Origin of the sequence: Streptomyces zaomyceticus (genome assembly GCF_014656215.1) — a bacterium.
Classification (GTDB): domain Bacteria; phylum Actinomycetota; class Actinomycetes; order Streptomycetales; family Streptomycetaceae; genus Streptomyces; species Streptomyces zaomyceticus.
In genome coordinates, this window is the sequence record NZ_BNBZ01000004.1 from 378764 (window position 1) to 401179 (window position 22416).

The 22416-nt window shown below is 71.8% G+C and carries 14 protein-coding genes; 8 read left to right on the forward strand and 6 right to left on the reverse strand.

The window, feature by feature from the left end; genetic code table 11:
• Window positions 1-2: 2 nt before the first annotated feature.
• The 4 genes from IE311_RS08800 to eccE all read right to left on the reverse strand — a co-directional run bounded on the left by IE311_RS08800 (window position 3) and on the right by eccE (window position 7991).
• The gene (locus IE311_RS08800) at window positions 3-1841 is read right to left on the reverse strand and encodes an ABC transporter substrate-binding protein (RefSeq protein WP_189831048.1); all 1839 of its coding nucleotides are present in this window, start codon (window positions 1839-1841) and stop codon (window positions 3-5) included.
• 192 nt (window positions 1842-2033) lie between these two features.
• Complete coding sequence (locus tag IE311_RS08805) at window positions 2034-5657, reverse strand: SCO5717 family growth-regulating ATPase (protein ID WP_189831001.1); 3624 nt, start codon at window positions 5655-5657, stop codon at window positions 2034-2036.
• Between the two features lie 217 nt (window positions 5658-5874).
• Window positions 5875-6690, reverse strand: coding sequence for a hypothetical protein (locus tag IE311_RS08810; protein WP_189831002.1), 816 nt, complete (start codon window positions 6688-6690; stop codon window positions 5875-5877).
• The gene (eccE, locus tag IE311_RS08815) at window positions 6690-7991 is read right to left on the reverse strand and encodes a type VII secretion protein EccE (RefSeq protein WP_189831003.1); all 1302 of its coding nucleotides are present in this window, start codon (window positions 7989-7991) and stop codon (window positions 6690-6692) included. Before eccE ends, IE311_RS08810 begins: the two co-directional genes overlap by 1 nt.
• A gap of 189 nt (window positions 7992-8180) precedes the next feature.
• Here eccE and eccB point away from each other — a divergent pair, with 189 nt between their 5' ends.
• The 4 genes from eccB (at window position 8181) to IE311_RS08835 (ending at window position 11895) form a co-directional block, all read left to right on the forward strand.
• Window positions 8181-9731, forward strand: coding sequence for a type VII secretion protein EccB (gene eccB / locus IE311_RS08820; RefSeq protein WP_189831004.1), 1551 nt, complete (start codon window positions 8181-8183; stop codon window positions 9729-9731).
• Window positions 9732-9902: 171 nt separating this feature from the next.
• Window positions 9903-11021, forward strand: coding sequence for a type VII secretion-associated serine protease mycosin (gene mycP / locus IE311_RS08825; RefSeq protein WP_373313786.1), 1119 nt, complete (start codon window positions 9903-9905; stop codon window positions 11019-11021).
• A gap of 190 nt (window positions 11022-11211) precedes the next feature.
• The gene (locus IE311_RS08830) at window positions 11212-11559 is read left to right on the forward strand and encodes a WXG100 family type VII secretion target (protein WP_189831006.1); all 348 of its coding nucleotides are present in this window, start codon (window positions 11212-11214) and stop codon (window positions 11557-11559) included.
• 48 nt (window positions 11560-11607) lie between these two features.
• Window positions 11608-11895, forward strand: a complete 288-nt coding sequence (locus tag IE311_RS08835) for a WXG100 family type VII secretion target (RefSeq protein WP_030322450.1) — start codon at window positions 11608-11610, stop codon at window positions 11893-11895.
• Between the two features lie 67 nt (window positions 11896-11962).
• Here the strand turns inward: IE311_RS08835 and IE311_RS08840 are convergent, their stop codons facing one another.
• Together IE311_RS08840 and eccCa are read right to left on the reverse strand one after the other, a co-directional pair.
• The gene (locus IE311_RS08840; protein ID WP_229901801.1) at window positions 11963-12169 is read right to left on the reverse strand and encodes a DUF397 domain-containing protein; all 207 of its coding nucleotides are present in this window, start codon (window positions 12167-12169) and stop codon (window positions 11963-11965) included.
• 223 nt (window positions 12170-12392) lie between these two features.
• Window positions 12393-16346, reverse strand: coding sequence for a type VII secretion protein EccCa (eccCa, locus tag IE311_RS08845; protein WP_189831008.1), 3954 nt, complete (start codon window positions 16344-16346; stop codon window positions 12393-12395).
• Window positions 16347-16529: 183 nt separating this feature from the next.
• On the opposite strand from eccCa, the gene eccD reads away from it, so the two are divergent.
• From eccD to IE311_RS08865, 4 genes are all read left to right on the forward strand, one after another.
• Window positions 16530-18008 carry a type VII secretion integral membrane protein EccD gene (gene eccD, locus IE311_RS08850; protein ID WP_189831009.1) on the forward strand — a complete coding sequence of 493 codons (1479 nt, stop codon included), beginning with the start codon at window positions 16530-16532 and terminating at the stop codon, window positions 18006-18008.
• A gap of 225 nt (window positions 18009-18233) precedes the next feature.
• Window positions 18234-18524 carry a 30S ribosomal protein S15 gene (gene rpsO, locus IE311_RS08855; protein ID WP_030206644.1) on the forward strand — a complete coding sequence of 97 codons (291 nt, stop codon included), beginning with the start codon at window positions 18234-18236 and terminating at the stop codon, window positions 18522-18524.
• 281 nt (window positions 18525-18805) lie between these two features.
• Window positions 18806-21028, forward strand: a complete 2223-nt coding sequence (locus tag IE311_RS08860; protein ID WP_189831010.1) for a polyribonucleotide nucleotidyltransferase — start codon at window positions 18806-18808, stop codon at window positions 21026-21028.
• Window positions 21025-22404 carry a M16 family metallopeptidase gene (locus IE311_RS08865; RefSeq protein ID WP_189831011.1) on the forward strand — a complete coding sequence of 460 codons (1380 nt, stop codon included), beginning with the start codon at window positions 21025-21027 and terminating at the stop codon, window positions 22402-22404. Before IE311_RS08860 ends, IE311_RS08865 begins: the two co-directional genes overlap by 4 nt.
• The last annotated feature ends 12 nt before the right edge of the window (window positions 22405-22416 follow it).

Below are 22416 nucleotides of genomic sequence, written 5' to 3' on the forward strand. Positions count from 1 at the left end.
GACTACTCGCGGTCGTCGGCGGTGGAGCGGCGGCGGCGGGCGGTCCAGACACCCACGGCGACGAGGACGATCGCGGCGGGGCCGAGGATCAGCCAGATGTTCGTCGAGGAACCGGAGCTTTCGCCCTCGGAGGCGGAGGCCGCGGGCACGGCCGACCACCAGCTCCAGTAGCCGTCCTGGCCCCACAGGTTTCCGCCCGCCTCGGGCATGGTGGTGATGGACTTGATCTGGTCCGTGCGGTACGCCTCCAGGGCGTTCGGATAGGCCATGATGTTCATGTACCCCGTGTCGTACAGCCGGGACTGCATCCGCTTCACCAGATCCGCCCGCTTGGCGGCGTCGTACTCCACCGCCTGCTGCGCGTAGAGGCCGTCGAACTGCCGGTCGCAGATGAAGTTGTCGGTGGCCCCGGAGTCCTTCGGCGTCTCCGGCAGGGTGCCGCAGGTGTGGATCGACAGGACGTAGTCGGGGTCGGGGTTGACCGACCAGCCGTCGAACGCGAGGTCGTAGTCGCCCTTGACCCAGGGGTCCGAGACGCTGTCGAGGCACTCGACCTTCAGGCCGACGCCCAGCTCGCCCCACCACTCCTGGAGGTACTTGCCGACCGCCTTGTCGTTCGGGTCGGTGGCGTGACAGAGGATCCGGAAGTCCAGCGGCCTGCCGTCCTTGCCGACCCGCTTGCCGTCGGCGTTCTTCCGGTACCCGGCGGCGTCGAGGACCTTCGCCGCCTCTGCGGGGTCGTACGTCCGCTTCTGGCCCGTCTCCGGCTTCCAGAAGTACGAGCCGAAACGGGGCGGGATGTAGCCCTCGCCCTCGACCGCGTGGCCCTGGAAGACCTTGTCGACGAGGGTGGTGCGGTCGACCGCGAGGAACAGCGCCTTGCGCACCTCCGGGTCGAGCAGCGCCTTGTGGCCGTTGCCGAAGGCCTTGCCGTCCTGCGCCTTCGCGCCCGGGTTGGTGGCCAGGGCGTAGAAGCGCCGGCCGGGCGCGTCGTTGACCTTGATGTTCTTCTGGGTTCCCAGTGCGGCGGCCTGGGCGGGCGTCAGGTTCGGTACGAACGACACCTCGCCCTTCTGGAGGGCGGCGACGGCGGCGTCCCCGTCCTTGTAGTACTTGAAGACCAGCTCGTCGAACTTCGGCGCGCCCCGCCAGAACGTCTTGTTCGGCTTGAGCTTGATGTACTGGTCGACCTTGAAGTCGGTGATGACGAAGGGGCCGTTGCCCACGATCGGGAACTGCTTGTCGTTGTTGAACTTCGAGAAGTCGCCGACCTTCTCCCAGACGTGCTTCGGCACGATCGGCACGTCGAGCGCGGTCATCGTGGCCTGCGGCTTCTTGAGCCGGATGACGAGCGTCTTCGCGTCAGGTGCGGTGACCTGCGCGAAGTTGGCCGTGAAGCTGCCGTTGGCGGTGGCGGCGTTCGGGTCGGTCATCATCTTGTTGAAGGTCCAGGCCGCGTCCTCGGCGGTCGCGGGCTTCCCGTCGGACCAGGTCGAGTTCTCGCGGATGGTGTACGTCCACGTCAGCTTGTCCGCCGAGGGGGTCCACGCGGTCGCCAGGCCCGGGATCGTCCGGGCGTCCTTGGCGTCGTAGTTGGTGAGGTACTCGTAGGCCAGCCGGTGGATGCTGGTCGAGGTGAGCTTCTGGGCGAGGAACGGGCTCAGCGAGTCGATGCTCTGCGAGACGGCGACGGTGAGCGTGTTCCCGGCGGACTTGTCGTCCTCCGCGGCGGCGGTACCGGGGACGGCCACGAGGGAGACGGCGGTGACACCGGCGGCGAGCAGCAGCCGGAGCGCTCTGTGGGCGGCGGAGGCGGAACGGGGTGGAGCCTTCGTGACCATGACCATGGGACGTGACCTCGCGTCGGGGGATCTGTCGTGGATCTTGGGCTGACGGTGAGTGAAGCGAAGGTTTATCAGCGGTGGTCTGCCGTCGTCAACGATCCCTCAAACCCCTTGTGGGCTGCGGGAATGCCATGAGGCCCCGCACCGGGGAGCCGGTGCGGGGCCTCATTGGTCTACTCCTGTGACGCCTTACTGCTGAGGGGCTGGCGGCGCCCCCGGAGGCCCCTGCCGGGGCCATTCGGGCGACGGACCCTGCCCCTGTCCCTGGTCGTACGCCTGCCCCTGTCCCTGGCCGGGATCCTGCGGATCGGCGTGCGGGGGCAGCGGCTGTCCGGGCTGCGGCTGCTGCCAGCCCTGCGGCATGCCGGGCTGACCGGAAGGCGCGCCGTACGGCTGTCCGGGTGCGGGCTGTGCTCCGTACGGCTGACCGGCCGCGGGCTGACCGCCGTACGGCTGACCCGGCATCGGCTGCCCGGGAGCGGGCTGCGCCCCGTACGGCTGCTGTCCGGGCGCGGGCTGCGCTCCGTACGGCTGCCCGGGCGCCGGCTGCTGTCCGTAGGGCTGCTGCGGCGGGTACGGCTGTCCCGGGGCCTGCTGTCCGGGCGCGGGCTGACCGCCGTACGGCTGACCCGGTACGGGCTGTCCGGGCGCGAACTGCCCCGGCACCGGCTGTCCGGGCATCGGCTGACCCGGCATCTGCTGGCCGCCCGGCATCGGCGGGGCCATGTGCGGCGGCATCGCGCCCTGGCCGTCGCCGGTCCAGAGCCCCTGCGCCTGCTGCGCCCGTACGAAGTCCTCGGCCACCATCGCCGAGAGGTGGAAGTACGCCTCGCGGGTCTTCGGCCGCATCATGTCGAGGTCCACCTCGGCGCCGGCCGACAGGTGCTCGTCGAACGGCACGACCACGACGCCGCGGCAGCGGGTCTGGAAGTGCTGCACGATGTCCTCGACCTTGATCATCTTGCCGGTCTCGCGGACCCCGGAGATGACGGTGATCGAACGCTGCACCAGGTCCGCGTAGCCGTGCGCCGAGAGCCAGTCCAGCGTCGTCGACGCGCTGGACGCGCCGTCCACGGAGGGCGTCGAGATGATGATCAGCTGGTCGGCGAGGTCGAGCACCCCGCGCATGGCGCTGTACAGCAGACCCGTACCGGAGTCCGTGAGGATGATCGGGTACTGCTTGCCCAGGACGTCGATCGCCCGCCGGTAGTCCTCGTCGTTGAACGTCGTCGAGACCGCCGGGTCCACGTCGTTGGCGAGGATCTCCAGACCGGACGGCGCCTGCGAGGTGAACCGGCGGATGTCCATGTACGAGTGGAGGTACGGGATCGCCTGCACCAGGTCGCGGATGGTCGCCCCGGTCTCGCGGCGCACCCGGCGGCCCAGGGTTCCGGCGTCCGGGTTGGCGTCGATCGCCAGGATCTTGTCCTGCCGCTCGGTCGCCAGGGTCGCCCCGAGCGCGGTCGTCGTCGTGGTCTTGCCGACACCGCCCTTGAGCGAGATGACCGCGATCCGGTAGCAGGAGAGGACCGGCGTCCGGATCAGCTCCAGCTTGCGCTGCCGCTCCGCCTCCTCCTTCTTCCCGCCCAGCTTGAAGCGGGCGGCGGCACCGCCGGGCGTCCGGCTGGACTTGGGCTTCTGCTTGTTGTTCCGCAGGAGCCGGTCGGAGGAGAGCTCGACCGCCGCGTTGTACCCGAGGGGGGCGCCCGGCACGGACCGCTCGCGCTGATCGTGCGTCACGGGCGAGGGCCAGGCGGCCCCGGTCCGGGGGTCGACGGGCGGCTGCGCGTCGTACGGCGGCTGGGCGGCGGCCGCCTGCGGGGGAACGGCGGCCGGGTGCGGATAGCCGTACCCGCCCGGCGCCTGGGCCTGCGGCGGCACGCCACCGGGCACTCCGGGCTGTCCCCCTGGGCCCTGCGGCCCGGGAGGTGCGCCCAGCGGGTAGCCGTATCCGTCCTGCTGCGCGGGCGCCCCGGGGCGGGGGAAGCCGTAGCCGCCCTGGGGCGCGGGGGCCGAGGACTCGGGCTGCGGCTGCGGGACCTGGGGAGCCTGCTGGACCTGCGGTGCCTGGGGCGACTGCGGGTAGCCGTAGGCACCCGGCGTCTGCGGCTGGGGCTGCGGCTGGGCCTGGGGATAGCCGTACGCGCCGGGGGTCTGGGGCTGCTGCTGGGCCTGCGGCGCGTGCGGGGCCTGCGGCGTCTGCGGGTAGCCGTAGGCACCGGGGGCCTGGGGCTGGGGCTGCGCCTGCGGCGGTACGGGGCCGGGTCCGCCGGGCGTCGCGGACGCCGGCCAGGCGGCGGCGGGCGGCAACGGTGCGGCCTGGGGCACCGGCTGGGCACCCGGCGCCGGCTGGGCCGGCCACTGCTGGGCGGGCCCGGGGGCGGCCGGCTGGAAGGAGGGCGGAAGCGGCGGCAGCCCGGCGCCGGCCCCCGGCCCGCCGACCGGGTAGCCCTGTCCGGGGCCCTGTCCGGGAAGGGGAGCGGGGGCGGGGGTCGCACCGGGGTACGGGCCGAGGGCCCCCGGTGCCTCGGTCGGCGGGGTGCCGGCCGGAGGGTGGGGCAAGGGCGCCACGGGCTCGGTCACGGCTTCGACCGCGGCGAGGGGCACCTCAGGGCTCACCGGGTCGCCGGAGGCATCCGTGGGAACGGAGTCGGCGACCGTCCCGGGGTCCGCCTCGGCGGAGGCCGGGGCGTCCGGGGAGTCGGAGGCGGCCGGGGTGACGGTGGAGTCCGGGAGCGCGGTGCCGTCGGCCGTCGACAGGGCAGCTGCCTCGGCGGGCGCCGCGGGGGCGTCCGCGGGCGACGCGCTCACGGCTTCCGGCTCGGTCTCGTGGGGCGTTCCTGCCTCCACGGACGCGCTGCCGTCGCCACCTCCGGAAGGGTCGGCGGAACCGGCGGAACCGCTGGAGTCGGCGGCCCCGGACGCGGTCGCGGCCGGCTCCTCGACGGCGGACTCGGCCCGAGCCGTGTCGTCGGCCCGCTCCGGTCCCGAGTCCGTCGCCCCGGTGTCCGGAGTCCCGGGCAGCGGGGTTCCGGGGATCGGTACGGGCCCCGTGCTCGCGGCGGTGCTTGCCGCCTCGGCGGCGTCCGGCGTCGCCGGGGCGGCGGACGCCCGCGCCGCGCGCTCGGCGATCTCGTGCTGGAGCGCGGCGGGGGAGAAGCGCATGGTCGCGCCACTCTCGGTGTCGCCGCCGCCGAAGGGCGTCGGGGGCGCGGACACCTCGGGCGTAGGCGTGGGCGAGTGGGCGGGTGACGGCACGGACGCGCCCGGCAGCGGGGCGGGCGGCGGGAAGCCACCCGGCAGCGAACCGTCGCCCGGAGCGCCCGGAGCGCCCGGAGCGCCCGGAGCGCCTGCAACCGGCGACCCCGCGACCGGAGGCAGGGCCACGGGAGGTACGGCGACCGGAGGCGCGACAACGGGAGGCGCGGCGACCGGCGGCTCCGCGACCGGCGGCGCACCCACCGGAGGCATGCCCGCGCCGTGCCCACCCACCGGAGGAGCACCCGCGCCGTGTCCGTCCACCGGAGGCCCACCCACCGGAGGCGCGCCGACCGGCGAACCGGCCGCCGGGGTGTTCCAACTCGGCTCGAAGCCGCTGCCCGCGGGGAGGCCCGGTACGGGGACAGGCGCTCCGCTCGGCGGCGGGGGAGTGGCACCGCCCGCCCCCGCACCGCCCGACGCGTTCTGCGTGTACCAGGCCGGCGGGGTGTAGTCGATGGTGAACTCACCCGTCATCTCGGCGGGATCCGCGTCGGACTGATCGTCGGCGGGCGGACTCCAACCCCCGCGGATCTCGTCGCGATCGCCGTTCACTTTGCCTCCTGGTGTGGTCGAGCACCCTTGTGCCGTGGTGGGCGGGGCCCTTCCACCCTAAAGGGCGCAAGCAACCCCCGGGCAGGGCCGACGGCCCCTCCGCGCCTGTCCCCGTGACCCGGTCCGGTCCCCAAGTGGCCCGGACGTGCCGCGGAGTGAGAACCCCCACCGTTCAAAACGATGCAAAAACGGACGTACTTGAACGACTTCGTGCCGTTCAGTCCATCCTGCGCGCGGCGCCCAACAATCCGGTCTCGGCGTCGGTCCCCTGCGTCATCACGAACTGGCGGTCGCTCGGCGTGCACCACAGGGTCACCCCGTCCGCGAGCGTGGACAGCGCCTCGTACTCGTGGCGCGGCAGGCTCATGATCCGGCCGATCTGCGCGGCCTCGTCGGGAGACACCCGCTGCACGCCGACCAGGGAGGACTTCTCCAGGAGCCGGGGCGCGACCGGACTCAGATAGGGCAGCAGCGTCACCACCGACTGCCAGGGCGCGGACACGACCCGGCCGCGCGGCGGCCGCATGCCGCAGTCGCGCACCACGACCACCGGACTGCCGGCGGACGCGCCCTGCGGCGGCACCCGTCCCACGTCGTGCAGCGCGATGCACGGCTGCCCGCCGCCCGCGGCCTGCGCGAGCGCCGTCCAGGCCTGCGCGCGGCCGGTCTCGACCGCCACCCGCGCCCCCGTCGCCGCGGCCCGCAGGGCCAGCACCTGCGCGGTCCACAGGCCGCCGATGAGGGTGACGTCGTACGGGACGGGCCGGTTGATGCCGAGCACGGCGGGCCGGTTCTCGGCGTCGACGCCGATCACCATGCCGTCGTCGCCGACCGGCAGGGACAGTGCTTCGAGTTGGTCGAGAGGTACGGAGTGCCGGTCGCGGCGCGGACCGACGAGACCGAAACCGAACCGGGGCTTCGCGGCCCGGCCCGTGCCCCGGGAAGCGCTCCGGGAGGCGGCTCTGCCAGAGGTTCCGGGAGCGCCGGAACGGGCCGGCGTACCGAAGGCGGGGGACGAGGAGGAGTGGGACATCAGCGCGCACCCCCCAGCGGAAGCGTGGCCAGGATGCCGGGCACCTGTTCACGGTCGAGTCTCACAAGGCCCGTCCTCACCCCGCGCGCGGCGCGCTCCAGTTCGTGCCGCGCGGCGACCAGTTCCTCGTCGCTGCGCCCGGTGATCCGTACATGCCCGGCCACCGTGACCTCCTGCCGGTCCCCGCCGCTCAGCGTCAGACTGAACGTCGTCGCGAGCGCGGGCAGCGAGGTCAGCAGCGCCACCAGCTGGGGCATCGAGGCCCCCGCGCCGCCCTGGCCGCCCAACTGGGGCCAGCGACCCACCCAGTACGTCGTGTGCCGGCGGTCGTCCACCCGCCAGGTCCGCGCGGTCTCCTGGGTGCGGCGCGTCTGCGCCTGCCCCCGGCCCGCCTGCGCTATCGCCATCGGGCTCGCGCAGGTCGAGGTGGCGAGCGCCGCGATCAGCTCCTGCTCCGTCAGCACGCTCGCCCGGAACCCGGCGCCCGCGAGCCGGCTCGCCAGCTGGTCCGCCGCCCGCACCACGCACTTCTGCGCGCCCGCCATGCCGCCGCCGCGCGCGGCGACCGCCTCCGGGCAGAGCTCCGGGTCGAGCTTGAGCGCGATCCAGGTGATCCGGACCGCGGGCGAACCCGTCTGGGCCTGGAGCGGACCGTAGTTGCGCGCGGCCATCGACTGCGCGGGCAGGTGCGGGGCGGGCGCCGGCTGCGTGTGCTGCACGATCTGCGCCGACTCCAGCCGGATGCCGTCCACGCTCAGCACGTCCCGGACGAGCCCGACGGGCAGCGGCCGTGCCGCGCGGTCCGGGCGCAGTGCCGAGCCGTCCGACTCGACCCGCAGGACGGCGGTCAGGAAGGTGCCGTCGCCGACCATGCCGACCGGACGCCGGTCACGGTCGCTGTACGCGTAGGTCCGCAGCGCCGGGTCGCACTCCACGACCGGTGCGAGCCCCGGCTCGGTGCCCTCCGGCACCGTGAACGAGGACGCCCGGCGGGTACGGGCCCGCAGCGCGAGAAAGGTTCCCAGCCACTCGGGCAGGGAACGGTGGTGCCGGCGGACGACCGCCAGCAGGACGAGCACGACGGCGACCACGCCCGCGGGCACCAACAGCATGCGCTCGACGGCCCAGGCGCCGACGAGCAGTGCCGCCGCCACCTCGATCAGTACGAGCTGTTGCAATTGGAACGAACCGAAGTGTCCCGGGCGGGCCTGGAGCCTCGGTGAGACCGAGGAAACAGGTCCCGTGGACGGGGGTGCGGAGGCGGTGGTCGCGGCCGGCCGCGTCCGCGTCGCGGAAGCCATGATGGAGAATCCCCCTCAATTCATCCCGATCACCCTGGCTCGCCAGGGCTTTGACGGCCGGATCACCCTACCCGCCCCACGAACCCCACGGGACAGCAGGCATAGTAGGGGGCCGGTCCGACAGCCGGGGCCCGGGTGTCACCTCCCCGGCTCCCGCGCGAAGATCGCGCCTGACGAGAATGGGGACTCATGGCATCGCGGCGGGACGAGCTCAACGCGTACACCTTTGCGAAGAAGCGCACAGTGGCGGCATTCCTCCAACCCTCGCCCTCCGGCACGGAGGAGGGGGCGCCGAAACCGCTGCGCGCGGTTCTCCCGGGGCTGATCGTCGCCGCGCTCGTCGTCGCCGGCTTCGGCGCCTGGGGCATGTTCAAGCCGCAGGCCCCCAAGGGCTGGGACACTCCCGGCACCCGGGTCATCATCGGCAAGCAGTCGACGACCCGGTACGTGGTCCTGGAGACCGGCAAGGGCAAGGACAAGAAGACCCTCCTCCACCCGGTCCTCAACCTCGCCTCCGCGCGACTCCTCCTCAAGCCCGACGAGTTCCAGGTCGTCCAGGTCGCCGACAAGACGCTCGACGAGGGCAAACTGCCGCGCGGCCCGATCATCGGCATCCCGTACGCCCCCGACAGGCTGCCCACCGCCGACGACGCGGGCAAGGCCAAGCGCTGGGCCGTCTGCGAGCAGCCCGGCGGCGGCACGGGCGCCAGCGTCCAGAAGGCGACGTTCCTCTTCGCCGAGCGGGACCTGAAGCTCACCGAGGGCGCGAACCGGCTCAAGGACGGGCAGGTCATGTACGTCAAGGGGCAGAAGGGCGCCGCCCAGTTCCTCGTCGACCACACCGGAACCAAGTACCCGGTGAAGGCCGACTCCACCGGACTGCTCACCGTCCTCTTCGGCCTCGCCAAGGAGCCGCAGCCGGTCACCGACGACTGGCTCGCCACGCTGAAGACCGGCGACGAGGTGGACTTCCCGCGCATCGAGAGCAGCGAGGTCGGACGCCCCACCCGGATCCCCGGCGCCACCCTGACCGAGACCGAGGCCCGGATCGGCAACGTCCTCCTCGCCCAGACCGGTTCGGGGCCCCAGCAGTACGTCGTGCTCCCCGGCAAGGTGCAGCCGGTCACGCCGTTCACCGCCTGGCTGCTCATCAACGCCCCGCAGACCCGTGAGCTCGACATGGACGGCAAGCCCACCCCTGCCGACGCGTCCTCCTTCGTCCCGGACCCGACCGTCTTCCACGGCGGGGTGAACTGGCCGAAGATGAAGTCGGAACTGGTCAACGGCGTCACCGGAGCGAACGCCCGCGACACCGTGTGCAGCGTCCTCACCCACGTCGGCGAGAAGGGCGAGACGACCCTCGCCACCTGGGCCGGAACCAAGTACCCCGCCGACATCACCGCGGGCGGCACCAGCACCTACGTCACCCCGGGCACCGGTCTCCTCTACACCCAGATCCAGGGCCGGCAGAAGACGCCCGACGGCTCGCTGTTCCTCATCACCGACACGGGGCTCCGCTACGCGGTCCAGGCCAACGGCGACAGCGACGCCGCCCGCTCGGAGATCGGCGCCGGGGACAAGGAGAAGCCGACCGACGGACGCCCGGAACCCAGCGACGCCCAGAAGCGTCTCGGCTACGAGAAGGTCGTGCCGGCCCTCGTCCCGATCGAATGGTCGGAGTTCCTGTCGAAGGGGCCCCGGCTCGACTCCAACAGCGCGGCCCAGCCGCAGGGTTCCTAGGGGGTGGCACCGGTGACGACGTACCGCGCGACCTCCCGTACGGCGGCCCTCCTCGCCGCGGGGACCCTCACCGCGCTGCTCGCGGCCCCGGGCGCGGCCTCGGCCGCCGGGCCCGCCCCGGACCTCCGTGACGGGCCCGTCCTCGACGGCAGCGGCGAGTGCACCTTCCCCATGAAGAAGCAGATCGTGGAGACCCCCTGGCCGCTCCAGCGGGTCCTCCTCGACGAGCTGTGGCAGGACACCAAGGGCAAGGGCGTCCGGGTCGCCGTCATCGACACGGGCGTCGACGACGTCAACCCGCAGCTGCAGACCGCCGTCGACGCCAAGGCGGGCAAGGACTACCTCAAGCCCGACAAGGAGAACCCCGGCCTCGGCGACGAGCAGCGCGGCAAGACCGACGGCACCGTGGACCAGGTCGGCCACGGCACGAAGGTCGCCGGCATCATCGCCGCCCGCCCGCGCGCGGGAACCGGCTTCGTCGGCCTCGCGCCCGAGGCGACGATCATCCCGATCCGGCAGAACGACGAGAAGAACAGCGGCAAGGCCGACACGATGGCGCAGGCCATCAAGTGGGCGGTCGACAAGGGCGCCCACGTCATCAACATCTCCCAGGACACCACCCAGCGGCTCGACTCGGACTCGGACATGGCCAAGGCGGTGGCCCACGCGATCAAGAACGACGTCGTCGTCGTCGCCTCCGCCGGCAACGACGGCATGGACGGCGCCCTCAAGACGACCTACCCGGCCGCATTCCCCGGCGTCCTCGCCGTCGCCTCCTCCGACCGGAACAACGAGCGCGCCGCGTTCTCCCAGGCCGGCACCTTCGTGGGTGTGGCCGCCCCCGGCGTCGACATCGTCTCCACGGTCCCCGGCGGCGGCCAGTGCGTCGACAACGGCACCAGCTTCTCCGCGCCGTACGTCGCCGGTGTCGCCGCCCTGCTCCGCGCCGAGCACAAGGACTGGACCGCGGCCCAGATCGTCGCCCGGATCGAGCAGACCGCCATCCGCGTCGTCAACGGCCGCGACAACTACGTGGGTTGGGGGGTGGTCGACCCGGTGCGGGCGCTCTCCGACGCCCCCGGGACGCCGCCCTCGACACCCACGCCCGACCCGGGGCCGCCCAAGGCGCCGGCTCCCGAGCCCGCGCGCCTGGCGCTCTCGGAGACGCCTCAGGAGCGCTCCGAGCGCCTCGCCACCTACACGTTGGGGATCGGTGTCGTCCTGGTGGCCGTGGTCGCCGGGGTCGCCGTCGTGATCCGCGACAGCCGCCGTCGAAGGGAGGCCCGGTGACCCGCGCAGCGGTCAAGTATCCGGACCGTCCTTTGCAGTTGGAACTGCCGCCGTCAATGGCTAAAGTGACCGCGGGGCGTACGAGAGTGCGATCCCAGCACGGGGGCGGCATCAGAAGATTCCCGTCCGCATCACGACCGGATGACCCGACGACTCAGCCGTCGACGTCACCGAAGGAAGAAGGGGCAAGATGTCGAAAGACCTGAACGTAACCAGTGCCGAACAAGTCAAGCTCGCCGGCCGGATCCAGGACTTCTCCGACGAGCTCCAGTCCCGCATCACCTCCCTCAACGGCGTGGTCGACCGCGTCCAGGCGGGCTGGCAGGGCGCTGCGAGCAAGGAGTACGACCGGGTCCAGAACGACCTGAACCAGCGTCTGCGCAGCATGCGCCAGGAGCTCGCGAACCTCGAAGAGATGATGCGCATGAGCGCCGACGGGTTCTCGCGCGAGGAGGAGGACCGCCTGCGGTCCTTCCGTTCGATGGACACCGGCGGCGGCGCCGGTGGCGGCAACCAGAGCGCCATTCTCGGCGTCTGAGCCACTCGACCAGCCCTCCGCGCCACTCTCACTCCAGGAGTCAACAGCATGACCACTGCGGTCAATTACGACACCGTGACGCAGGCGGCGGCCGACACCCGCCTGACCTCCACCACCCTCACCCAGAAGCTGGACGACCTCATGGCCGAGGTCAACCGCGTCGCCAACAACTGGGAGGGTGAGGCCAAGATCGCGTACCGCGAGACCCAGGACCGCCTGACCCGCGACATGGCCGGCATGAACCAGGACCTGGCGCGCATCGCCCAGCTCCTCGACGAGTCGGTCGTCGGCTACCAGGACACCGACCGGGGCAACGCCGCCCGGTTCCGCATGTGACATCCCGCGGACGTACGTGAGGGGGTGGCCCGTTCCGACGGGCCACCCCCTCACGCGTGTCCGAGACCTACCGCAGGTCGAACTCGCCGTCCCGGGCGCCGAGGACGAACGCGTCCCACTCGGCCTTCGTGTAGCGCAGCACCGTGTCCTTGTCGAGGGACGAACGCATCGCCACCGCGCCCTCGGGAAGCCGGGCGATCTCCACCCGCTCCTCGTCCGGGCTCGTCCCGGGAGCGCCCTCCCACGCGACACCGGAGATGTCGAGCGCGTACAGCTCGTCCTTCTGACGCTGCCTCTCGGCGGCCCGGTCGCTCCCGGCGGCGCTGCCCGCCGCGCTCCCGGAGACACTGTCGGCGCTGGTCGTGCTGGTGTCTGCGTCGGTCATCGGCGCGTTCCCTTCGCGGTGGTACGGCGGTCCCTCCCACAGTAGTGGGACCGCCGCACCCGGGCGGGGGGAAATCCCCCGCCCGTCGGCCCGTACGGGCCGCCCGCACCCGTCAGTGGGTCTCGGGCAGCCAGCCCAGCTGCACCAGCGGCGTTCCCCGCTTCCGCGACACGAACGTGCCCCGGCCCGGCGGCATCGGCCGCGCCCGGACGCTGCCCAGGATGTCGCCCTCCTGCGGATCGCCGGAGAGGATCACGCCCTGCGCCCCCATCTCCTTCGTGCGCTGCATGAACGGCTCGTACATCGCCCGGGACGCGCCCGCGGCGCTGCGCGCCACGATGAACCGGATGCCGACGTCCCGCGCGAACGGCAGGTTCTCCACCAGGACCGCCAGCGGATTGCCCGAGTTGGTGGCCACCAGCTCGAAGTCGTCGACCAGGACGAAGAGTTGCGGCCCCGTCCACCAGCTGCGGTCCCGCAGCTGCTGCGGAGTGATGTCGGGCTTCGGCGCCCGCTTCGTCATCACCGTGTTGATGGCCTCCATGTGCATCTGCATCGCCGAGGCCATCGGCGCGTACTCCAGGAGGTGCGAGGGAGCCACCGCCTCCAGCATCGTCCGCCGGTAGTCACCCACCACGATCCGCGCCTGCTCCGGCGTGTACCGCTCGCACAGCTGCTTGGCGATGAGCCTGAGCAGCGCCGTCTTGCCCGACTCGCTCTCACCGAAGATCAGGAAGAACGGGTCCGACTCGAAGTCGACGAACACCGGCTCCAGGTTCGCCTCGTCGATGCCGATCGCGATGCCGTGCTGCGGGTACTCGAAGCCCTTCGGCAGCCGCTCCGCCGGCAGCTTGCGCGGCAGCAGCCGCACCGCGGGAGCCGGGGCCCCCGTCCAGGACGCCTGCACCGACCGTACGAACGCCGCCGTGCCGTCCGACAGATCGGCTGCCGAGCTCGACCCGTCGATCCGCGGCAGCGCCCCCATGAAGTGGAGCTTCTCCGCCACCTGACCGCGTCCCGGCACCCCGGCGGGCACATTGGCCGCGACCTTGCGGTCGAACTCGGAGTCCATGACGTCACCGAGCCGCAGTTCGAGCCGGCCCAGCATCTGGTCCTTGAGCGCCGCCCGTACCTCCATGTACCGGGCGGCGGTGATCACCACATGGATGCCGTAGCCCAGACCGCGCGCCGCGATGTCGGCGACGATCGGCTCCAGCATGTCGTAGTCGTTGCGGAAACCGCCCCAGCCGTCGACGATCAGGAACACGTCGCCCCAGGCCTCGCCCGGCAGTTCGCCCGCGGCGCGCTTGCGCCGGTAGGTCGCGATGGAGTCGATGGAGTTCGAGCGGAAGAACTCCTCCCGCCGGTTCAGCACGCCCATCACCTCGGCGACCGTACGCCGCACCCGCTCCGGGTCGAGCCGGGACGCCACTCCGCCGACGTGCGGCAGATCGGCGAGCGACACCATGCCGCCGCCACCGAAGTCCAGGCAGTAGAACTGCACCTCGGCCGGGGTGTGGGTGAGCGCGAACGACGAGACCAGCGTCCGCATCATCGTCGACTTGCCGGACTGCGGACCGCCGACCACCATCATGTGACCGGCCGCGCCGGAGAAGTCCCGGTACAGCACCTCGCGCCGCTGCTCGAACGGCTTGTCGATGAGGCCGAGCGGCACGGTGAGCCCGCCCTGACGCGTGTACTCCGTCGCCGTGAGCCCCCGGTCCGCGGTCTGCGCGAGCCCCGGAAGCAGCTGGTCGAGCGACGGCGCCTGGTCGAGCGGCGGCAGCCACACCTGGTGCGCCGGCACCCCCTGGCCCTCCAGCCGGCGCACGATCACATCGAGGACGGTGTCCGCCAGGGCGTCGTCCTCCTCCGCGCGCTGCGCCGTGAGGTACGCCGGGTCGGGCGCCGCGTACACCACAGGCACCGGCGCCGCCGTGAACACGGCGGGACGCCGCTCCACCGGCATCTGCCCGATCTCCAGGCGCGGCCCGCCCGTCCGGTAGGTCCCGGACACGTACGCCGCCTTGAAGCGGGTCATCTCGTCCGTACCGAACTTCAGATAGCCCGAACCGGGCACCGACGGCAGGTGGTACGCGTCCGGCACACCGATCGCCGTCCGCGACTCCGCCGCCGAGAACGTCCGCAGACCGATCCGGTACGAGAGATACGTGTCCAGGCCGCGCAGCTTGCCCTCCTCGAGGCGCTGCGAGGCGAGCAGCAGATGCACACCCAGCGAGCGGCCGATGCGGCCGATCTGGATGAACATGTCGATGAAGTCCGGCTTGGCGGTGAGGAGTTCGGAGAACTCGTCGATGACGAGGACCAGCGAGGCCAGCGGTTCGAGCGGAGCACCCGCCGCACGCGCCTTCTCGTAGTCGTGGATGTTCGCGTAGTTGCCCGCGGACCGCAGCAGCTCCTGGCGCCGCTGCAGCTCACCGCGGATCGCGTCGCCCATGCGGTCGACGAGCGTCAGGTCGTCCGACAGGTTGGTGATGACCGCCGCCACGTGCGGCATCTGCGACATGCCCGCGAAGGTCGCACCGCCCTTGAAGTCCGCGAGGACGAAGTTCAGCGTCTCCGAGGAGTGCGTCACCGCGAGACCGAGCACCAGCGTCCGCAGCAGCTCCGACTTGCCGGAACCCGTCGCACCCACACACAGACCGTGCGGACCCATGCCCTCCTGCGCGGCCTCCTTCAGGTCGAGCATGACCGGCTGGCCGTCCTCGCCGACACCGATCGGCACCCGAAGCCGCTCGGCCACCGACCGGGGCCGCCACGTGCGCGCCACGTCCACCGAGGCGGCGTCGCCCAGGCTCAGCAGATCCGTGAAGTCCAGATTGGCGAGCAGCGGCTCGTCGTCGTCCCCGCCGCCCATCCGCAGCGGCGCCAGCTGGCGGGCGAGCGCCTCCGCGGCCGGCAGCGAGATGCCGTCCGGCAGCCCCTCGTACGCGAAGCCGCCCCCCGACTCCAGACGCAGCCGGCCCGGCCGCACCACCACGGAGAGACCACCGCGCGGCTCGTCGAGGTCGCCGGAGACCACCTCCACGATCGTCACGCCCTGGAGACCCTCGGCCGCCGCGAGCAGCGAGTCCGGCGGCACCATGCCGCCGTCCAGGACGACGACCACGTGCGGCTGGTCGAGCACCGGCTGGTTCTCCCGCGAGAACCGCGGCCGCCCGTCCAGCTTCGAGCGGACCATCTGCTCCAGCTCACCGAGGTCGTCGCCGAACAGACGCTTCGTGCCCGCCCCGTCGACCTGCCCCGGCACCTGGGTGTGCGGCAGCCACTTCGTCCAGTCCCAGCGCTCCTGCGCGGGCCGCGCCGCGACCACCGCGAGCATCAGGTCGTCGGGGGAGTGCAGGGTCACCAGCTGCGCCACCAGGGCACGCGCCGCCGCCTGCGCCGACTCCGGCTCACCCGACACCGTCACGTGGTAGAACGCCCGCATCGAGACCGCCATCGGCAGCCCGTCCAGGGTCCCGTGCACCGCCAGGAACTGCTGCATCGCACCCGCGCACAACGGCTCCAGCTCGTCCACCGGAGCCGTGTCCGGCGCCACGAGCGGCGTCGCCAACTGCTGCGCCCCGAGGCCGATCCGCGCCTGCCCGAAGTCGTGGTCGCCGACCCGGCGCTCCCACATCCGCGAACCCTCGGCGACCACCGACCACAACTGCTCGGGGGAGGGGTGCAGATACAACTGCGCGTCCCGCTGCTTGCGGGCCGTGCGCCGCACCGTACGACGCGTCTGCGCGAGGTATTTGAGGTAGTCGCGGCGGACATCGGACATTTGCCCCTGCGTACCGCGACGGAATCTGACGAACTGGGCGACGGCCATCGCGATCGTCGAGGCGAGCATCAGCGTGCCCATGATCCGCATGATCGGCGACGGGGTCATGAAGAAGAAGACGACCGAGGAGCCCATGCCGAGCATCGGCAGGAGCTGCATCAACGCCGACTCCTGCTGTCCCCGCGGGAGTTCCGGCGGAGACTCCAGGATCAGTTCCTCACCGGGCACTTCCGGCGGAAGAGACCTCGGCGGGCGTTTGACGACGATCTGGCTCACCGGCGCATCAATCCCTCGTTGGAGGCGGGCTCGTGGCGGGATCAGCCGCTCGGCACCCCAGTCGGCAGCCGGGCGTTCGGACTTCCCCCATGGGACGGCGATCCTACTTGCAGCCCCCACCGGCCGTCCCCGGTAGGGTGGCGCGCGCATCGTGCGCAACCGCGAATCAGGGGGTCCAGACACGTGAGTACGACCGCAGCGACCGGTTTCTGCCGCGTCACCGTCGTGGCGCCGGACAGCCGCATCGACGTCGCACTCCCGGAGGACATCGCCGTCGCCGACGTCTACCCGGAGATCCTGCGACTCACCGGACAGACACAGGCCGCCGGAACGCCCACGGGCTACCACCTGGTCCGCCGGGACGGTTCCGTCCTCGACGGGGCCCGCACCCTCGCGGCCCAGCAGGTCCTCGACGGCGAGGTGCTCTCCCTGCGCCCGTTCGCCCAGTCCCTGCCGCCGGCCGTCTACGACGACGTGTCCGACGCCGTGGCCTCCGCCGTCACCCGCGACCGGCACCTGTGGAGCGACGAGCTGCTCCGCGGCGCCGGACTCCTCGGCGGCGTGCTGCTCCTCGTCCTGATGGGCTTCGTCCTCTGGTTCGCCGACCCGGTCCGCCACGACATGCACAGCCTGCCCGGCATCATCGCGGGCGCCGCCGGCTTCCTCCTCACGGCCTTCGCCGGAGTACGGGCCCGGGTGTACGGCGACCGGGCCACCGCCGTCGCCCTCGGCCTCGGCGCGCTGCCACTGCTGCTCATCGCCGGCTCCGGCATCGTCGGCCCCGACGCCGGCCAGGGACCCGGACGCCTGCAGTTCCTCCTCGGCTGCGTCACCGTCCTCGTCGCCTCCGTGGCGCTCGTCGCGCTCACCCCCAGCGGCGACGCGCCCTTCGTCGCGGCGACCTTCCTGGCCGCCGTCGGCACCCTCGCCACCTTCCTGGCGATCCTCACCGAGACCACCGCCACCGAGACGGCCGCCGTCTGCGCCCCCGTCGCCATCGGCCTCGTCGCCTTCCTGCCCGGCCTCTCCGCCCGCTTCGCCCGGCTCCCCATCGGCTACGCCGCCCCGCGCAGCGCCGCCGACGACGAGTTCCTCGGCGAGTCGCAGCACCCGGCCGGCGAGGACGCCCAGCCCGTCGACGGCGAGCGCATCGCACTCCAGGCCCGCCGCGGCCACGAGATGCTCCTCGGCCTGGTCGGCGGCTGCGCGGCCGTCGTCGTCGGCTCCGCCGCCGTCCTCGGCTTCGCCGGAAACGTCTGGGGCCAGCTCCTCGCCCTCGCCGCCGGCCTCGCGATGCTGCTGCGCGCGCGGCTCTTCCGCTACACCTCGCAGGTCGCCTGCATCCTCGTCGCCGGCATCGCCGCCATCGCGCTGCTCGTCCTCGGCCTCTCCCTCAACCCGCCGGTCGACCTCGTCAAGGACCTCCTGATGTACGGGGACCGCGGCGGTCTCGACATCCGTACGATCTGGCTCACCGCGGCCGTCGCCGCCGGAGCCGCGCTGGTCACCGCGATCGGCCTGATCATCCCGAGGAAGGGCCTCTCCCCGTTCTGGGGCCGCCTCCTCGACCTGACCGAGGGCTTCGTCCTGCTCTCCCTCGTCCCGCTCTGCCTCGCCGTCCTCGACGTCTTCACCACGGTCCGCTCGCTCACCAGCAAGTAGCGGCCCGCCCGGCGGAGCGCGGGGGCCGCGACCCGACGCGCTCCGCCGAGCTGGTACGCTGTGTGACGGCCGTTTGTGTACGCGCTCCCGGAAAGCCCCCGACCTCGTCGGGAAGCCTCTGGAAGCAGCGCCCATCGGACCTTCGCCCGTCGAGTCACGGAAGCTTCCCCTGAGATCAAGACCAGGGGCACTCACGGGCGCACGAACACCTAAGAGGAGATCCGCGTGGCTCTCGACGCCGCTGTCAAGAAGCAGATCATGACCGAGTTCGGCACCAAGGAGGGCGACACCGGCTCCCCCGAGGTCCAGGTCGCCATGCTGTCCCGCCGCATCTCGGACCTGACCGAGCACCTCAAGCAGCACAAGCACGACCACCACTCCCGCCGTGGTCTGCTGATCCTGGTCGGCCAGCGCCGCCGCCTGCTGCAGTACCTGGCCAAGAAGGACATCCAGCGCTTCCGTACGCTGGTCGACCGCCTCGGCATCCGCCGCGGTGCGGCCGGCGGCGCCAAGTAACACGCCGTTGAGGGAGCGGTTCCCACCTTTCAGGGGGCCGCTCCCTTTGCTGTACGTGCACAAAGTGTGCGCACCGGCTTAGTCTGGTCGCACAACCCCATACGACGAGCGAGAAGCCGCCGGCCAGCCGCCGGTCCTCGGTAGTGGCCCCCGGACGAATCACCGGGTGCTTCGATCGAAGACCGGCCCGCACCCGAGGCGCGCCTCTCCGCCACCGTCGAACACCGTCCCCGGCCACACGGGCCCCGGACGCAAAGACGAACACGTAGGAGAAACCGCTAGTGGAGAACGAGACCCACTACGCCGAGGCCGTCATCGACAACGGCACTTTCGGCACCCGCACCATCCGCTTCGAGACCGGCCGTCTCGCCAAGCAGGCCGCCGGCTCCGCCGTCGCCTACCTGGACGACGACACGATGGTCCTCTCGGCGACCACCGCCTCGAAGCGCCCCAAGGACCAGCTCGACTTCTTCCCCCTGACGGTGGACGTCGAGGAGCGGCAGTACGCGGCCGGCAAGATCCCCGGCTCCTTCTTCCGCCGTGAGGGCCGCCCCTCCGAGGACGCGATCCTCACCTGCCGCCTGATCGACCGGCCGCTGCGCCCCTCCTTCAAGAAGGGCCTGCGCAACGAGATCCAGATCGTCGAGACGATCATGGCGCTCAACCCCGACCACCTGTACGACGTGGTCGCGATCAACGCCGCCTCCGCTTCCACGATCCTGGCGGGCCTGCCCTTCTCCGGCCCCATCGGCGCCACCCGCGTCGCCCTGATCAAGGGCCAGTGGGTCGCGTTCCCGACGCACACCGAGCTCGAGGACGCCGTCTTCGACATGGTCGTCGCCGGTCGCGTCCTCGAGGACGGCGACGTCGCGATCATGATGGTCGAGGCCGAGGCCACCGAGAGGACCATCGACCTCGTCAAGGACGGCGCCGAGGCGCCGACCGAGGAGATCGTCGCCGCCGGTCTCGAGGCCGCGAAGCCCTTCATCAAGGTCCTCTGCAAGGCCCAGTCGGACCTCGCCGCCAAGGCCGCCAAGCCCACCGGCGAGTTCCCGGTCTTCCTGGACTACCAGGACGACGTCCTGGAGGCGCTGACCGCCGCCGTCAAGGGTGAGCTCACCAAGGCGCTCACCATCGCCGGCAAGCAGGAGCGCGAGACCGAGCTCGACCGCATCAAGGAGCTCGCCGCCGAGAAGCTCCTCCCGGCCTTCGAGGGCCGCGAGAAGGAGATCTCGGGCGCCTACCGCGCGCTGACCAAGAAGCTGGTCCGCGAGCGCGTCATCAAGGACAAGGTCCGCATCGACGGCCGTGGCCTGACCGACATCCGTACGCTCGCGGCCGAGGTCGAGGCCATCCCGCGCGTGCACGGCTCGGCGCTGTTCGAGCGTGGCGAGACCCAGATCCTGGGCGTCACCACCCTCAACATGCTCCGCATGGAGCAGCAGCTGGACACCCTCTCCCCGGTGACCCGCAAGCGCTACATGCACAACTACAACTTCCCGCCGTACTCCGTCGGTGAGACCGGCCGCGTGGGCTCGCCCAAGCGCCGCGAGATCGGCCACGGCGCGCTCGCCGAGCGCGCCATCGTGCCGGTGCTGCCGACGCGCGAGGAGTTCCCCTACGCGATCCGCCAGGTGTCCGAGGCTCTCGGCTCCAACGGCTCGACGTCCATGGGCTCGGTCTGCGCCTCCACCATGTCGCTGCTGAACGCCGGTGTGCCGCTGAAGGCCGCCGTCGCCGGTATCGCCATGGGTCTGATCTCCGAGGAGATCGACGGCAAGACGCACTACGTCGCCCTCACCGACATCCTCGGTGCCGAGGACGCGTTCGGCGACATGGACTTCAAGGTCGCCGGCACGAAGCAGTTCGTGACCGCCCTCCAGCTCGACACCAAGCTCGACGGCATCCCCGCCTCGGTCCTGGCCGCCGCGCTGAAGCAGGCCCGCGACGCGCGTCTGCACATCCTCGACGTGATGAACGAGGCGATCGACGTTCCGGACGAGATGTCCCCGAACGCGCCGCGCATCATCACCGTCAAGATCCCGGTGGACAAGATCGGTGAGGTCATCGGCCCCAAGGGCAAGATGATCAACCAGATCCAGGAGGACACCGGCGCCGACATCACGATCGAGGACGACGGCACCATCTACATCGGTGCCCAGCAGGGCTCGCAGGCCGAGGCCGCCCGCGCCACGATCAACGCGATCGCCAACCCGACCATGCCGGAGGTCGGCGAGCGGTACCTGGGTACGGTCGTCAAGACCACCACCTTCGGTGCCTTCGTCTCCCTCATGCCCGGCAAGGACGGCCTGCTGCACATCTCGCAGATCCGCAAGCTCGCCGGTGGCAAGCGCGTGGAGAACGTCGAGGACGTGCTCGCGATCGGCTCCAAGGTCCAGGTCGAGATCGCCGAGATCGACCAGCGCGGCAAGCTGTCCCTGATCCCCGTGATCGCGGACGACGAGAACGCTGCCGAGGGTGACAAGGACGACGCTGCCAAGTGACGTCCCGTAGTTCCCGCGCGACGGCCCGCCCCTCTTCGGAGGGGCGGGCCGTCGCCCGTACCCAAACGCTTCTCCCGGGCAGGGACGGCATCGGCACGGTCCGCCGTACGACCCTCCCCGGCGGCCTCCGGATCGTCACCGAGACCCTCCCCTCCGTGCGCTCCGCCACCTTCGGCATCTGGGCGCACGTCGGCTCCCGCGACGAGACCCCGACGCTCAACGGCGCGACCCACTACCTGGAGCACCTCCTCTTCAAGGGCACCCACAAGCGGTCCGCCCTCGACATCTCCGCCGCGATCGACGCGGTCGGCGGCGAGATGAACGCCTTCACGGCGAAGGAGTACACCTGCTACTACGCCCGGGTCCTCGACACCGACCTGCCGCTGGCGATCGACGTCGTCTGCGACATGCTCACGGGCTCGCTCATCCTCGAGGAGGACGTGGACGCCGAGCGCGGTGTCATCCTCGAAGAGATCGCGATGACCGAGGACGACCCCGGTGACGTGGTGCACGAGCTGTTCGCGCAGACCATGTTCGGCGACACCCCGCTGGGCCGCCCGGTCCTCGGCACCGTCGACACGGTCAACGCCCTCACCCGAGGTCAGATCGCCCGCTTCTACAAGAAGCACTACGACCCGACCCACCTCGTCGTGGCCGCGGCCGGCAACGTCGACCACGCCACGGTGGTACGCCAGGTCCGCCGCGCCTTCGAGAAGGCCGGCGCCCTCACCCGTACCGACAGCACCCCCGTCGCCCCCCGCGACGGTCTGCGCACCCTGCGCGCGGCGGGCCGCGTCGAGCTCCTCAACCGCAAGACCGAGCAGGCCCACGTGGTCCTCGGCATGCCGGGCCTGGCCCGCACCGACGAGCGCCGCTGGGCCCTCGGCGTGCTGAACACGGCCCTCGGCGGCGGCATGTCCTCCCGCCTCTTCCAGGAGGTCCGCGAGAAGCGCGGACTGGCCTACAGCGTGTACTCGTACACCTCGGGCTTCGCCGACTGCGGCCTCTTCGGGGTGTACGCGGGCTGCCGGCCCGGCCAGGTCCACGACGTCCTCAAGATCTGCCGGGACGAACTCCACAAGGTCGCGACCGATGGCCTCACCGACGACGAGATCGCCCGCGCCGTCGGTCAGCTCTCCGGTTCGACCGTCCTGGGCCTGGAGGACACCGGCGCCCTGATGAACCGCATCGGCAAGAGCGAGCTGTGCTGGGGCACCCAGATGTCGGTCGACGACATGCTGGACCGGATCGCGGCCGTCACCCCGGACGAGGTCCGCGAGGTCGCCCGCGATGTACTGGACCAGCGGCCCTCGCTCTCGGTGATCGGCCCGCTGAAGGACAAGCAGGCGGACCGCCTCCACCAAGCGGTCTCCTGACCCCGATCCCTA

Coding starts and splice junctions, on each gene's coding strand:
- IE311_RS08800 (WP_189831048.1), bottom strand. CDS start 1,841: ATGGTCACGAAGGCTCCACCCCGTTCCGCCTCCGCCGCCCACAGAGCG.
- IE311_RS08810 (WP_189831002.1), bottom strand. CDS start 6,690: ATGTCCCACTCCTCCTCGTCCCCCGCCTTCGGTACGCCGGCCCGTTCC.
- eccE (WP_189831003.1), bottom strand. CDS start 7,991: ATGGCTTCCGCGACGCGGACGCGGCCGGCCGCGACCACCGCCTCCGCA.
- eccB (WP_189831004.1), top strand. CDS start 8,181: ATGGCATCGCGGCGGGACGAGCTCAACGCGTACACCTTTGCGAAGAAG.
- mycP (WP_373313786.1), top strand. CDS start 9,903: ATGAAGAAGCAGATCGTGGAGACCCCCTGGCCGCTCCAGCGGGTCCTC.
- IE311_RS08830 (WP_189831006.1), top strand. CDS start 11,212: ATGTCGAAAGACCTGAACGTAACCAGTGCCGAACAAGTCAAGCTCGCC.
- IE311_RS08835 (WP_030322450.1), top strand. CDS start 11,608: ATGACCACTGCGGTCAATTACGACACCGTGACGCAGGCGGCGGCCGAC.